This is a genomic window from Oerskovia sp. NPDC056781 (assembly GCF_042789955.1).
GTDB lineage: Bacteria > Actinomycetota > Actinomycetes > Actinomycetales > Cellulomonadaceae > Oerskovia > Oerskovia rustica.
Genome location: NZ_JBHUAD010000113.1, coordinates 1 through 12,721, shown reverse-complemented (window position 1 = coordinate 12,721; position 12,721 = coordinate 1). Strand labels below are relative to the sequence as shown.

10 protein-coding genes and 2 pseudogenes are annotated in these 12,721 nt (G+C 72.8%); 5 read left to right on the top strand and 7 right to left on the bottom strand.

The genetic code is table 11. From position 1 onward, the window contains the following. Positions 1-58: 58 nt before the first annotated feature. The 3 genes from ACFRCR_RS11220 to ACFRCR_RS11210 form a co-directional block, all read right to left on the bottom strand. Positions 59-2,140 carry a hypothetical protein gene (locus tag ACFRCR_RS11220; protein ID WP_377677570.1) on the bottom strand — a complete coding sequence of 694 codons (2,082 nt, stop codon included), beginning with the start codon at positions 2,138-2,140 and terminating at the stop codon, positions 59-61. Between the two features lie 180 nt (positions 2,141-2,320). Continuing rightward, entirely contained in the window at positions 2,321-3,517 is a 1,197-nt protein-coding gene (locus ACFRCR_RS11215; protein WP_377677569.1) for an MFS transporter, read from the bottom strand. A 117-nt stretch (positions 3,518-3,634) separates the two neighbouring features. After that, positions 3,635-4,285 carry a GntR family transcriptional regulator gene (locus tag ACFRCR_RS11210; RefSeq protein WP_377677567.1) on the bottom strand — a complete coding sequence of 217 codons (651 nt, stop codon included), beginning with the start codon at positions 4,283-4,285 and terminating at the stop codon, positions 3,635-3,637. A gap of 134 nt (positions 4,286-4,419) precedes the next feature. On the opposite strand from ACFRCR_RS11210, the gene ACFRCR_RS11205 reads away from it, so the two are divergent. Next, complete coding sequence (locus ACFRCR_RS11205; protein ID WP_377677565.1) at positions 4,420-4,842, top strand: hypothetical protein; 423 nt, start codon at positions 4,420-4,422, stop codon at positions 4,840-4,842. 88 nt (positions 4,843-4,930) lie between these two features. Here the strand turns inward: ACFRCR_RS11205 and ACFRCR_RS11200 are convergent, their stop codons facing one another. Both ACFRCR_RS11200 and ACFRCR_RS11195 read right to left on the bottom strand, forming a co-directional pair. Next, entirely contained in the window at positions 4,931-6,853 is a 1,923-nt protein-coding gene (locus ACFRCR_RS11200) for a cation:proton antiporter (RefSeq protein ID WP_377677563.1), read from the bottom strand. 62 nt (positions 6,854-6,915) lie between these two features. Beyond that, a complete protein-coding gene (locus ACFRCR_RS11195) occupies positions 6,916-7,533 on the bottom strand; it encodes a TetR/AcrR family transcriptional regulator (protein WP_377677561.1) in 618 nt (205 codons plus the stop codon). A gap of 145 nt (positions 7,534-7,678) precedes the next feature. Here ACFRCR_RS11195 and ACFRCR_RS11190 point away from each other — a divergent pair, with 145 nt between their 5' ends. Beyond that, positions 7,679-8,065, top strand: a complete 387-nt coding sequence (locus tag ACFRCR_RS11190; RefSeq protein WP_377677559.1) for a DUF1304 domain-containing protein — start codon at positions 7,679-7,681, stop codon at positions 8,063-8,065. Between the two features lie 130 nt (positions 8,066-8,195). Then, the gene (locus tag ACFRCR_RS11185; protein ID WP_377677557.1) at positions 8,196-9,200 is read left to right on the top strand and encodes an NADP-dependent oxidoreductase; all 1,005 of its coding nucleotides are present in this window, start codon (positions 8,196-8,198) and stop codon (positions 9,198-9,200) included. A gap of 46 nt (positions 9,201-9,246) precedes the next feature. Here ACFRCR_RS11185 and ACFRCR_RS11180 read toward each other — a convergent pair whose 3' ends face one another. Further along, entirely contained in the window at positions 9,247-10,449 is a 1,203-nt protein-coding gene (locus tag ACFRCR_RS11180) for an LLM class flavin-dependent oxidoreductase (protein ID WP_377677555.1), read from the bottom strand. Between the two features lie 79 nt (positions 10,450-10,528). Next, a complete protein-coding gene (locus tag ACFRCR_RS11175) occupies positions 10,529-11,548 on the bottom strand; it encodes a CPBP family intramembrane glutamic endopeptidase (RefSeq protein WP_377677553.1) in 1,020 nt (339 codons plus the stop codon). A gap of 144 nt (positions 11,549-11,692) precedes the next feature. On the opposite strand from ACFRCR_RS11175, the pseudogene ACFRCR_RS11170 reads away from it, so the two are divergent. After that, positions 11,693-12,478, top strand: a pseudogene (locus ACFRCR_RS11170) (histidine kinase dimerization/phosphoacceptor domain-containing protein); the annotation flags it as partial. 34 nt (positions 12,479-12,512) lie between these two features. Beyond that, a pseudogene (locus ACFRCR_RS11165) lies at positions 12,513-12,641 on the top strand (response regulator transcription factor); the annotation flags it as partial. Positions 12,642-12,721 lie beyond the last annotated feature (80 nt).

The following is a 12,721-nucleotide window of genomic DNA, read 5'->3' as shown; positions in this document are numbered from 1 at the left end:
CCCTCCGTGGTCGGAGGGGGCGCCCCTGCGGTCGGTCACGCGGTCGGGCCGTGGGCGGTCAGCGGTCCGTGCTGGTCGACGTCCGACGACGCCCGGCGAGGACGAGACCCGTACCGGTCAGGACGATGAAGGCTCCCGCGACGGCGAGCAGGCCCGCGTTCACGCCTGTCGTGGCGAGGTCCGCAGCCTCGGTCCGCTGGGCCGCGGCGGCCACCGGGACGGTGTCCGTCAGGCCGAGGTTCGTCGGGTCGGTCGAGGCGACCGTCCGGACGGCCCCGTCGGTCCCGACGAAGATCGGGTCCACGGCGTCGGTGGTCTCGACGACAGGGGTCGTGGGGTCCTCGGGCACGACCGGGTCCGTCGGGTCCTCGGGCACGACCGGGTCCGTCGGGTCCGTCGGGTCCTCGGGGTCCGTGGGGTCCTCCGGCGTGACGGGGGCCTCGGGCTCGTCGGCCAGGCTGATGCCGATCCAGTCCCACGCGGTCGAGGGGCGGTCGAGCTCGCCCAGACCGATCAGCCAGTGCGGGAACGTCGACGGCATCCACTGGCCGTTCTCGTCGAACGAGCCCTCGCCGTGGTTGTTGTGGTCACTGCCCGTGTAGAAGTGCGGGCTGCCCTGCTCGGTGCCCTGCGCCGAGCCCCACAGCTGGAACTGCGGGAGCGTGGCGACGTCCAGGCCCGCGGGAACACGGACGAACACGCGCTGCCCCGGCGTCACGGACGAGACCAGGTTGCCGTTCGCGTCGACCAGGGTCACGCCGGCCGGGACGGCCCGGCCGTCGGAGGTACGCAGCTCGACGTGGACGTCACCCGTGCCGCCGACGAGCGAGGCCGTGAAGCCGTAGTCGGTCGAGCCGTCGGTGTTCCTGACGTAGCCGTGCGAGACGAAGCCGGGCTGGGGCATGACCACGTTCGTGTTCAGTGCCTGCTCGATGAGCCAGGCCGCGGTCTGCATCGTCGCCATCCGGTCGCTCAGGTAGCCCTGGTCCCAGGTACGGGTCCAGTCCTCCGCCTGCTGCCCGGCGAACTGGTCGAGCGCCTTCTGGCTCAGGGTCACGTGCCCGGCGTCGTCGACGTCGAAGAACAGGCCCATGATGTCGTGGCCGGTGGAGAAGTACCAGACCGCGAACTGCGTCGCCTCGTACGCCGTGTAGTCGGCACGACGGGCGTTCTGTTCCGCGACGGCCCGCTCGGCGTCGGCCAGGGTGATCCACCCGTTGTCGATGCTGTACTGGTAGTCGGCGATCGTGGCGGTGTCGGGCACGCTCACCCCCGCCCGGTCGAACAGCACCCGAGCGTCGGCGCCGCGGGCGGCCAGGTCCGCCCCGCCCTTGTAGCCGTTGACGAGCACGGTCTGCTGGGCCGACGTGTTCTCCCAGTGGATGCCCTCGGCGTCCGGGGTCACGGTCTCGTCGCCCGACCACACGTGGTACCAGTAGTTCGCGATGTCGCGGTCGTAGACCATGTGGATCGTGCCGTCGTCGTCCGTGAGCGAGTGGTGCAGGATGTGCAGCTGGGGCTGACCGCTCCACCCCGCCCAGTCACGGCCCGACGTCGTGTCACCGGTCTCCAGGAAGTACCAGTAGTCGCACGAGAAGCCGTTGTGGTAGCTGTCCTCCCAGTGCGGGTGATAGTCCGCGTCGGGGTAGACGGGGGCGGACTGCAGCGCGCCGAACGCGGACGCGGCGGCCAGCGGGGTGCCGGTGGTCTCGCCCACGGCCGACGCGTCCGTCGCCTGCTCGACGACTCCCGCCTCGGTCGCGGTCTCGCCCCCGGGATCCGCTGCGGGGGTCTCGGCGACGGGCGCGTCCTCCTCGACGGGGGCCTCGGGCGCCACCTCGGCGGGAGCAGCCTCGTCGACCGGCGTCGCGGGAGCTGCCGGAACCTCGGGTGCCGCGGGAGCCTCGGGGGCCGGTGCGACGACCGGGTCGACCGGCGTCGTGCTCTGCGAGGCGGGGGCCTCGGCGGCAGGGGCTTCCACGACGGGCGCGGCCTGCTCGGCGGGCGCCTCGGGGTCGGTCGTCGTGGGGGTGCCGGCCTCGGGGACGTCTGTCCCCTCGGCGGCGAATGCCGCAGCCCCACCACCCAGCACGAGCGCGGCGGAGACAGCAGTGGTGGTGACGGTGCGAAGAACCTTCATGATCGTCGAGCTCCTACGTGATGGGTGTGTGCGCTGATCGCGCCCTGACCCCTCTACGTTCTCGCCCGGCAGGGGGTCCCCGACTCACCCCTTCGGACCGACCAACCTCATCCGAACGTCTCGACCTGCGCCATCGCGTGCGACCCGACAGTGCCTCGCCACGGCCCCGTCACGGCCAGGTCACGCCGTGGCGCGCAGCCCCCGTGCGACCGCCACCAGACACCCCGCGCAGGCAACCGCGACCACGGCGAGGAGCACCGTGTACCCGGCGAGCGCCGTCGCCCCGGCCAGGGCCACGGGCAGCAGGAAGCCCACGTAGGACAGGCTGTAGTAGACGCCCGTGAGACCCGCGAGGTCGGTGGGCGTCGCGATGGCCTGCACCTCGATCAGGCCGGCCACCACGCAGATCCCGTACGCGGCGCCGAGCGTGACCGCGGCGAGCCCGCCGAGCACGGGCGACAGGACGGTCCCGTTGGTCGCGGCGAGCGCCGTCCCGAGCAGCATCAGGCCCATCCCGACGACGAGCGCCCGTCCCCTCGTGGCCCGGTCGATCGCCCCGACGAACGACTGGACCACCGCGCCCGTGCCGAGCGTGAGGACCGTGAGCAGGGTCGCGTAGGCCAACGACAGGTCACCGGTCTGTTCGGAGACGAGCTGCGGCATGACGGCGTAGGCGATCCCGGCCGCTCCGAAGATCCAGGGCGCGGCAGGCACGACGACGCGCAGGAACCGGCGGTGCGCGGCAGCGGGTACGCGGAGGTCGGCGAGGAGCGAGGTCGTCGACCGGTGTCCCCCGATCGTCTCGGTGGCGGTCGCCAGCAGGGCGAGCGCGACCACGCTGAGGGCGACGTGGACCACGTAGGGCGTGATCGTCGGCCACGGACCCCACTGGGCGAGCACGCCCGAGACCCCGGCGCCTGTCCCGAACCCGAGGGTCAGGGACAGCGACGGGCGGCGAGCCCCGGCCGTCGGGTCGGTCCCCAGGTCGAACGGCGCGCTCGACAGCTCCTTGACCCAGCTCGTGCCGACCGACATCGCGACGCCCACGCTCAGTCCGGCGAGCAGGCGCCCCAGGCAGATGACGACCTCGCTGCCGAAACCCAGGGCCAGCAGGATGCTGGCCCCGATCCCGCCCAGGACACCGACGACGGCGAGCGGCTTGCGCCCGTACCTGTCGGACAGCGGTCCGGCCACGAGCAGGCCCGGCACGAGACCGAGGACGTACATCCCGAGGAACAGGTCGACCATGACGACGGAGTAGTTCCCGAGGTCCTGGTACATGTGCAGGAGCGGCGTGAAGTGGTTCCCACCCCACGCCATGACGACGAGGGCCGGGGCGACACGCAGCCAGCCGGGGAACGAGCGGTGGCGGTTCATGATCTTTCTCGGGGACGAGGACGGTGGGACGGCAGCCCGTCGACGGGCACGGCACGGCCACGACAGGTGGCCGAGCGGGAGGGCGAGGTGGTGGTGACCAGGCGGGCGACGCGCCCGTCAGCCGTAGTTGCCTCGCTGGACGTGCGCGCGCAGCGCGGCCTCGTACGCCGGTGCGTCCCCGGCACGAGCCAGCGTGGCGAGCACACGGTGGTCGGCGAGGAGTCGCGTGGGCGAGGTCGCGTCGCGTCGGACGGCACGGTGGGTCAGGAGCTCGAGGCGCGGGCCGAGCTGCGCGAAGAGGTCTTCGATCACGTCGTTGTCCCCCGCGCGGATGACCCGGGAGTGGAACGCGAAGTCGGCCTGCGAGAAGGCGAGCAGGTCGCCGTCGTGCTCGGCGACCACCTGCTGGGCGACGAGGTCTTCGAGGTCGTGCGCGACGTCGTCGGGCAGGGGGTTCCCGTCGAGGGCGCGGATCGCGGACGACTCGAGCATGATCCTGACCGCAAGGAGGTCTGCGACCTCCTTGTCCGCGACCGTGGCGACGACCGCTCCCCGCTTGGGGAACAGCGTGAGCAGGCGGCACGTCTGGAGCTGGAGAAACGCCTCGCGGACGGGGGTGCGACTGATGCCGAGCTCGTCGGCGACCTCTCCCTCGGTGATGAGCGCCCCGGGCGCCGTCTCGCCCGTGATGATCGAGGCGGACACCGCGGCGAAGGCACGCTCGACGGCGCTGGGGGCCTGGTCGTCGGACTTCCTGCGAGGCGACATCTTGCGACCATAGCACCTTAGATACAAGGGGGCACCCGGCTACGTTCCGGTCACGTTCTGGCGCGCCCGGTCGCCCGTCCCCGGGAGCACGCATAGCCTCGTTCGACCAGCCGACCGACCGGATGGAGCATTTCGTGCAGAAGACCCAGACCGATCCCGACGAGTACCTGACGACCCTTCCCGAACGGTTCCGTGACGACGCCCTGCGCCTCGACGCCGCGATCTCGGAGGTGATGTCGGGCCGCTCCCGGGTCCTGTGGGAGGGCGTCTTCTGGGGCGGGACCGACCAGCGGATCGTCGGGTACGGCGACCTGCTCCAGCCGCGCCCGCGCGGTGGGAGCGTCGAGTGGTTCGTCGTCGGCCTCGCCGTGCAGCAGAACTACCTCAGCGTGTACGTCAACGCCGTCGAGGACGACCAGTACGTCGCGCAGAAGTACGCGCACACGCTGGGGCGCGCCAAGATCGGCAGCTCGAGCGTGGGCTTCAAGTCGCTCGCCGACATCGACCTCGACGCGCTGCTGCACCTCGTGCGGATCGCTCGGGCGCAGACGGCGTAGCGCGCCCGGCCGCACCGCCGAGAAGTGAGCTGGCGCCCCTGGATCTCCGGATCCTGGGACGCCATCTCACGTCTCGGCAGAGGTGGGCCTACCGCTCCGCCGACGGCGCGTGCATCTCGACGCTGATCTGGCTCGCGTCGAGCACCTTGAGCGTCTCGTCCATGGCCCCCGAGCTGTAGGTGCCGTGGTCGCGCACGTGCAGCAGCTCCGCGCGCTGCGCCGCGAGCACCGCGAGCCGCAGCTCGCGGTACTGCCGGTGCTGCTCGTCGGCCTCGGTCGCCTCGCGGTCCACGAGGTCGTCGTGCGCGATCTCCTGGCGTACGCGCTCGATCGTCTCGGGCGCGTAGGGCGTCCCGTCGGGGCGCGCGAGCCCGGGCGCGTCGATCGCCTCGGAAGCGACGCGCGAGAGCTCGCCGAGGAGAGCGAGCCGCTCGTCGTTCTCGGTCGACGTGTCGACCGTCAGGTCGAGGCGCCGCACGACCCACGGCAGCGTACCGCCCTGGACCAGGAGCGTCCCGGCCGCGACGAAGAACGCGATGAGGACGAGCAGCGCCCGGTGCGGGGTGTCGGCCGGAAGGGACTGCGCTGCCGCGAGCGTCACGACGCCGCGCATCCCGGCCCACACGAGCAGCACGCCCTCGCGGCGCCCGAGCGGTTCGGCCGCCAGGTAGTCGATGTCGGCGATGCGGCGCGTGAGGAACGTCTGGACGCGGGCCATGCGCGTCTGGACGCGCGGGTCGTCGAGCGAGGGCGCCTCCCCCGGACCCGTGCTCCGCCCAGGGCCGCCGCGCGCCCCGGCGAGCCCGCCCGGGCCGCCCAGGCCGGGGACGCGCACGCTCGTCCGGTCCGCGCCCGGACCGCCGTCCGCGGCAACCTCCTGACCGCCTGTCGTGGCACCTCGCGGCATGCGGCGCCGCCGTCTCCCTCGGCCCGGCCCGCGGTCCTCGACCGTCGGCAGCTCGCCGCGGTCGAGCTTGTCGGTCACGGCCGAGAGCTTCTCGCGCACCTCGGGGTTGCGCCGGTTGGAGCGCTTCATGAGCCACAGCAAGGCCGCGACGAACACCGAGCGCAGCGCGACGACCACGACCGCGGCCAGGAGCGCGAGCCCCGCGGCCGTCCACAGGCTGCCGTGCTCCTCGCGAACCTCCTCGACGAGGCCGAACACCTCGAGCCCCATGAGCAGGAAGACTCCACCCTCGAGCAGGAGCTCGACGGTCCGCCAGTTCGCCTTCTCGGCGATGCGGTCCTGGGGGCTCAGGTGCTTGGGCGCGCCGAGGCCCGTGACGATGCCGGCAGTGACGACGGCGACGAGCCCCGAGGCGCCCAGGTGCTCCGAGGGCAGGAACGCGATGAAGGGGACGACGAACGAGATCGCGGTGTTGGACGTGGCCTCGCGCACACGCGAGCGCAGCCACAGGTTGGCCTTGCCGACGAGGAAGCCGATGACCACGGCGACCGCGACCGCGTAGACGAAGTCGCCCGCGACCTGCCCGACCGAGACGGTCGCGGCCGTCGCCGCGATGGCCGAGCGCAGCAGCACCAGGGCGGAGGCGTCGTTGAGCAGGCTCTCGCCCTCGAGCACGGTCACGACGCGCGGCGAGACGCCGGCCTTCTTGACGATCGAGGTCGCGACCGCGTCGGTCGGGCTGATGATCGCGCCGAGCGCGATGCCCGTCGCGAGCCCGATCCCCGGGACGAGCAGGTGGAACAGGAAGCCGAGCACCACGGCGCTGATGACGACGAGCACCACGGACAGGCCGCTGATGGCCTTGAGGTCTCGTCGGAAGTCCATCGCGGGCATGCTCACGGACGCCGAGTAGAGCAGCGGGGGCAGGACGCCCGCGAGGATCCACTCGGGCTCGACCTCGACGGCCGAGACCGCGGGCAGGAACGACACCGCGACGCCCAGGAGCACGAGGATCAGCGGGGCGGCGACCCCGAGGCGTGGTGCGAGCGCGGTCACGCCGACGACCGCCAGGACGCCGGCGATCAGGTAGGGGGCGAACTCCATGGGCTTCTCGTCTCGTTCGGGGAATTACTTCCTATCAGACGAAGCATCTGCGCCCCGCACCGCTACGCGTCGCGCGGAACCCACTCCGCCGCCTGGTCACGTGCGGCGCGCAGCATCGCGACGGCCTCGTCCTGGTTGACGCGCGCGAGCGCGAGCGCGCTGAGCTGGAGCGAGAGCAGCAGGCGCGCGCGCTGCTCGACGGCACGGCCCGCGAGCGCCGGGTCCGCGGCGCGCAGCGCCCCGACGAGGGCGTCGGCCAGCTCGGCGCGGTAGGCGTCGACCGCGGCGCGCAGCGCCTCGTCGTGCCCGGCGGCACCGGTCGCGCACCCGACGAGGAGGCAGCCGAGCCGCGGGGAGTCGGAAGGGAGCCGCCCGACGGCGGAGGCGAGCCGGTCGAAGTACGTCACGACGGCGCGTCCGGCCTCGGGTGAGGCGGCGCTCCCCTGACCTGCTTCGACGAGCGGGCGCAGGCGCGGCCGGATCACGGTGTCGAGGTAGTCGTCGACGGCGGCGTCGAACAGCCCGCGCTTGGAGCCGAACGCGTGGTAGAGGCTCGACCGGTTGAGCCCGGTGGCGCGCTCGAGGTCCGGGAGGGATGCTCCGTCCAGGCCCTGGTCCCAGAACACGTCCCGGGCCGCCTGGACCACCGTGGTGGTGTCGAACGACTGCGACCTGCCCATGTGGACCGCCTCACCTTCCGCTTCTCGAATTGCACCGACCGGTACACAACTGTACCGTCGATTAGTAGACCGATCAGTTCAGAACGTCGTTCCCGTCGGCAGCGGCAGGCACGAGAGCCCGCCCCTCACCCAGGAGGACACCCCCATGACCGCGACAGCACTGGTCTTCGCCGGCCTCGCCGCGCTGATCCACGTCTACATCTTCGTGCTCGAGTCCGTGTCCTGGACCTCGCCGCGGACCCGCGCCACGTTCGGGACCACCGAGCAGGAGGCCCGCGCGACCAAGGAGCTCGCCTTCAACCAGGGCTTCTACAACCTGTTCCTCGCGGCCATCACCGCGATCGGCACCGTGCTGGTCACGAGCGGTCACACCGACGTCGGCGCGGCGCTCGTCCTGAGCGCGACGGGCTCGATGGTCCTCGCCGGGCTCGTGCTGATCGTCTCCTCGCCCGCCAAGGCCCGCGCCGCGCTCGTCCAGCTCGTCCCACCCGCGATCGCGATCGTGCTGCTCGTGATCGCCCTGGTGTCCTGACCGCCACCGGGCCCCGCACACCGACCACCCCGCTGCCCGAGCCACCACCCCCGCCGCACCGGCCCACCCGGCTGTTGCGACGCCGTCGGGCACGCTCCCGCAGAACCGCAACCGAAGGAAACCCCGACGCATGACCTCCTCCACGCAGATCCAGCTCGTCGCCCGCCCCACCGGCTGGCCCACGCACGACGACTTCCGCACCGTCCAGCTCGAGCTCGGTGAGCTCGCCCCCGGCCAGGTGCGCGTCCGGAACGAGTTCGTGTCCGTCGACCCGTACATGCGCGGGCGAATGAACGACGTGAAGTCCTACACGCCGCCCTTCGCGCTCGGCGAGACCATGACCGGTGGCGCCGTCGGGCGCGTCGAGGCCTCGACGGCCGAGGGCATCGCGGTCGGCGACGTCGTGCTGCACCAGCTCGGGTGGCGCGACGTGGCCCAGGGCGACGCGACCGCGTTCCGCGTGGTCCCCGAGATCCCGGGCGTGCCACTGTCCGCCTACCTGGGGATCCTGGGCATGACCGGTCTCACCGCGTACGTCGGGCTGCTCGAGATCGCGGGCCTGGGCGAGGGCGACACCGTGTTCATCTCGGGCGCTGCGGGGGCCGTGGGCACCGCCGCGGGCCAGATCGCACGCCTCAAGGGCGCGGGCCGCGTCGTCGGGTCCGCCGGGACCCCCGAGAAGGTCGCGCTCCTGACCGAGCGCTACGGCTACGACGCGGCGTTCAGCTACAAGGAGGGACCGGTCGCCGACCAGCTCGCCGTGGCCGCACCCGACGGGATCGACCTGTACTTCGACAACGTCGGCGGCGACCACCTCGAAGCAGCCCTGGGCGCGTTCAACGACTTCGGGCGCGCGGCGCTGTGCGGCGCGATCTCGCAGTACAACGAGACCGAGCCCGCGGCGGGCCCGCGGAACATGAGCAACATGGTGACGCGCAGCCTCATGCTCCGCGGCTTCACGATCGGCCACCACCTCGAGCACTTCCCCGCGTTCTCGCGCGACATGGGCGCGTGGCTCCAGGCCGGCGACGTCGTGTTCGACGAGACCGTGGTCGACGGGATCGAGAACTCGGTCGACGCGTTCCTCGACCTCATGCGCGGCGCGAACACCGGCAAGATGGTCGTGCGCGTCTGAGGTTCTCGGGCCCGCGCCGTCGCGCCCGCCCGGTCAGGGGCCGCGCCTAGAACGCCACCGAGTGCGTCCTGAGCGCGGCCTCGTCGCGCGCGGGCCGGGCCCCCGCCGGGCTCTCCTGCCCGACGGCGCCCCGCGCCCCGACCGGACGCGTGACCCCGCGCTGGTCCAGGATCGGGCGCACACCCTCCGCGAACCAGTGCGCCTCCTCAAGGTGCGGGTACCCCGAGAGCACGAACTCGTCGAAGCCCGCCTCGTGGTACTCCTGCACGAGGTCGGCGACCTCCTCGTGGCTGCCCACGAGGGACGTCCCGGCCCCGCCGCGCACGAGCCCCACGCCCGCCCACAGGCCCGGGTGCACCTCGAGCGACCGGGAGCGGCCGTCGAAGCGGCCGTCGTTGAGCGCGGCCATGCGCCGCTGGCCCGTCGAGGACGACGAACGGAACTGCGCCCGCGCGGCCGCGACCTGCTCGGGCGACCACGCATCGAGGAACTTCTCGGTGACGCCCCACGCCTCGGCCGACGAGTCGCGGCTGATCGTGTGCAGGCGGATGCCGAACCGCAGGGTCCGCCCCCGTTCGGCCGCGAGCTCGCGCACCCGGTCGATCTTCGCCTTGGCCTGCGCCGGCGGCTCTCCCCACGTGAGGTAGACGTCGGCGTGCTCGGCCGCGACGGGCAGCGCAGCCTCCGAGGAGCCGCCGAAGTAGATGGGCGGCGCCGGGTCCGGCGGCACCGGGACCCGGCCGTCGCGGATCCGGTAGTGCTGCCCGTCGAGATCGAGCGGCTCGCCCGAGAACAGCCCGCGCACCACCGCCAGGAACTCGGCCGTGCGCGCGTAGCGCTCGTCGTGCTCGAGCCAGTCGCCGAACCTGCGCTGCTCGCTCTCGTCCCCGCCCGTCACGACGTTGAGCCGCACGCGCCCGCCCGAGAACCGCTGGAGCGTCGCTGCCATCTGCGCGGCGAGCGTCGGCGAGACCAGGCCCGGGCGGAACGCGACGAGGAAGTGCAGCCGCTGCGTCTCGCGCAGCAGCGCCGCGGTCGTCAGCCACGCGTCCTCGCACCACGTGCCGGTGGGGGTCAGGACGGCCTCGTAGCCCAGACGGTCGGCCGCGCGGGCGACGTCGGTGAGGTAGTCGAGCGTCGGGGCCCGGAAGGCCTGCGCCGTCCCGGGGGACGTCGCCGCGTGCGACGACCCGACGACGGTGCGCCCGTCCCCCGACGTCGGCAGGAACCAGTGGATCGCCGCGGTCATGTCTCCTCCGTCCGGCGCGGACCCTCCTGCGGACGGCCCTCGTGGGCCCGGCGGGCCGGCGGGTCGAGGAGGTCGTGGGTCACGCGCGTCGGCGGACCGTAGGCCGGGGTACCGGGCGGGTCAAGCAGTTCGGGGGAACCTCTCGCGGGCTGGGACGCAGTGCGCGCTCGCCCAGGAACGCGAAAGCCACGATCGCCAGACCCACGTAGAGCGGCACCAGCAGCAGGACATCGGGGCTCGCCAGGTCGACCTCGACACCCGTCCCGCTCGCCGACAGCACGACCCGGTTGACCGTGAGGAACGCCAGGTGCGCACCGACGCACGTCCACACGCTCGCCGTCGGGTCCGCCTCGCGCGCGTAGGCGAGCATGAGACCGAAGACCGCGAGCAGCATGAAGTACGAGGCCGGGTCCTCCCCCGCTGGTGCGACGCCCCACGGGAACGTCTCGACACCCAGCAGGCGCGTGAGTCCGGCGCTCACCACGACGGACGTCGAGGCGGCGGTCAGGAACAGGGCCGTCGTGACCGCGATCGCGACCCTGCGCGCATACCGGGACCGGAGCGTCGTGAGCACGTAGCCGCGCAGCGAGACCTCCTCGGGCACCGCCTCGTAGAGCAAGGCGATCAACGTGTTGGTCGTGAGGAAGAGCAAAAGGTCCCCCGGCTCGACCGCTCCCCAGGTCAGCCACCCCGCGGCGGTGGCCCCGCCCAGGACGACGACGGCAGAAGCGAGCACGACGCCGAACCCGAGGCCGGCCGTCCGGACCGCCGTGAGCGGGCCGACCAACCCGATGCCGCGCAGCGACCGGCGGTCGAACCGACGCCGGAGGAACAGGATCGTCGGGACGACCAGCAACGTCACGAGCAGCGCGGGGACGAGGCGCGCGAGGAACCCGTCGAGTCCCCAGAGCTCCGCCGCAGCGATGCCGAGCGCGACCGAGGCACCGAGCCCGACGCCCATGACGGCCGCGCCGAGCACGGCGCGGGCGAGCGCGTGCGGGAGGGGTGGTCCGACGGACGCGGACGAGGCTGCGTGCGAGGTATCGGTCGAGCCAGGGGCCGTGCTGGGCGTGGCGGGAACCGCGTCGTCGGGGACCATCGGCCCATCCTGCCGTCGGCCTGCGCGCCACGCCAGGCCTGGCCTCGGCGGGTGCGGCTCCCGCCGACCTCCCCCGCAGGAGGGAGACAGGGTCCGTCGCGCGCCGGTGCCACGCCCAGGGGCGGACCCGCAACAATCGTCGACATGGTCACCGCCGCCCGGGCCCCTGGGCCCATCGCCTCGCCGCCGCCACCCGAGGGCGCACCCGACCGGTCGCGGACGACCGGAGCCGCCGCGACCGAGCGCGAGGACTGGCGTCCCTGGATCTTCCCCGGCGTGCTCGCGCTGCTCGTCGGGCTGTTCACGCTCGTGACCCCGATCCAGCTGCCCTCTGACGGCAGGCTCTGGACCAACATGATCGCGAACCCCACGCTCGTCGTGCCCGTCATCGCGCTCGGCAGCCTCTCAGCCGTGGTGGGGGTGCTCGTCGCGCGCCGGTCCACCCTGCTGGCCTGCGTGCTCGCCGGTTGGCCCTTCCTCCTCCTCCCGCTGATCGGCACGTTCGTCTGGGCCTGGTGGCTCGCACTTCTGGCCATAGCGGTCGTCGCGGCGCACGACACGTGGCACCGCTCGCTGCTCCCGTTCGCACTGGCCACCGGCATCGTCGCGATCTACTGCGCCTCGGGCGTCCCTGCCATGCTGCCGATCGGCCCAGTGACGTCCGGCCGTGAGAGCGACGTGACGTTCGTGCTCTACGTCGTCATGTCGTTCGCTGCGGTGGCCACGAGCACCGCCGTCGGTGCGGGGCAGCGCGCCCGCCTGCGCACGGCCGCCGCCGCCCGCGTCTCCGACCAGGCCTTCGCGGTCGAGACCGTCGCCGTCGAGCGGGCCCGGATCGCGCACGACCTGCACGACGTCGTCGCACACCACATCTCGCTCGTCGCCGTCCGCGCGGAGTCGGCGCCGTACCTGCACCGGTCGATGGACGCCGAGGCCAGGGTCGTGCTCGCGGACATCGCCGGGCTTCATCACCGAGCAGACCGTGAAGTCGCACGTGTCGGAGGTGCTCCGCAAGCTCGGGTGCCGCGACAGGGTGCAGCTCGTGATCGCGGCGTACGAGTCGGGGCTGGTCGGGTCGTCGGAGCGCGGATGACCGCGGGCGGCCCGATCGTCGGAGACGCGCGTCGAGTGTGCAGTTCGGGTCGTCAGACGTGCCCGGCGGACGACCCGAAC

Bases quoted from the DNA above. Each gene is read 5' to 3' on its own strand.
- ACFRCR_RS11220 (WP_377677570.1), bottom strand. From the start codon at position 2,140: ATGAAGGTTCTTCGCACCGTCACCACCACTGCTGTCTCCGCCGCGCTC.
- ACFRCR_RS11215 (WP_377677569.1), bottom strand. From the start codon at position 3,517: ATGAACCGCCACCGCTCGTTCCCCGGCTGGCTGCGTGTCGCCCCGGCC.
- ACFRCR_RS11210 (WP_377677567.1), bottom strand. From the start codon at position 4,285: ATGTCGCCTCGCAGGAAGTCCGACGACCAGGCCCCCAGCGCCGTCGAG.
- ACFRCR_RS11200 (WP_377677563.1), bottom strand. From the start codon at position 6,853: ATGGAGTTCGCCCCCTACCTGATCGCCGGCGTCCTGGCGGTCGTCGGC.
- ACFRCR_RS11195 (WP_377677561.1), bottom strand. From the start codon at position 7,533: ATGGGCAGGTCGCAGTCGTTCGACACCACCACGGTGGTCCAGGCGGCC.
- ACFRCR_RS11190 (WP_377677559.1), top strand. From the start codon at position 7,679: ATGACCGCGACAGCACTGGTCTTCGCCGGCCTCGCCGCGCTGATCCAC.
- ACFRCR_RS11185 (WP_377677557.1), top strand. From the start codon at position 8,196: ATGACCTCCTCCACGCAGATCCAGCTCGTCGCCCGCCCCACCGGCTGG.
- ACFRCR_RS11180 (WP_377677555.1), bottom strand. From the start codon at position 10,449: ATGACCGCGGCGATCCACTGGTTCCTGCCGACGTCGGGGGACGGGCGC.
- ACFRCR_RS11175 (WP_377677553.1), bottom strand. From the start codon at position 11,548: ATGGTCCCCGACGACGCGGTTCCCGCCACGCCCAGCACGGCCCCTGGC.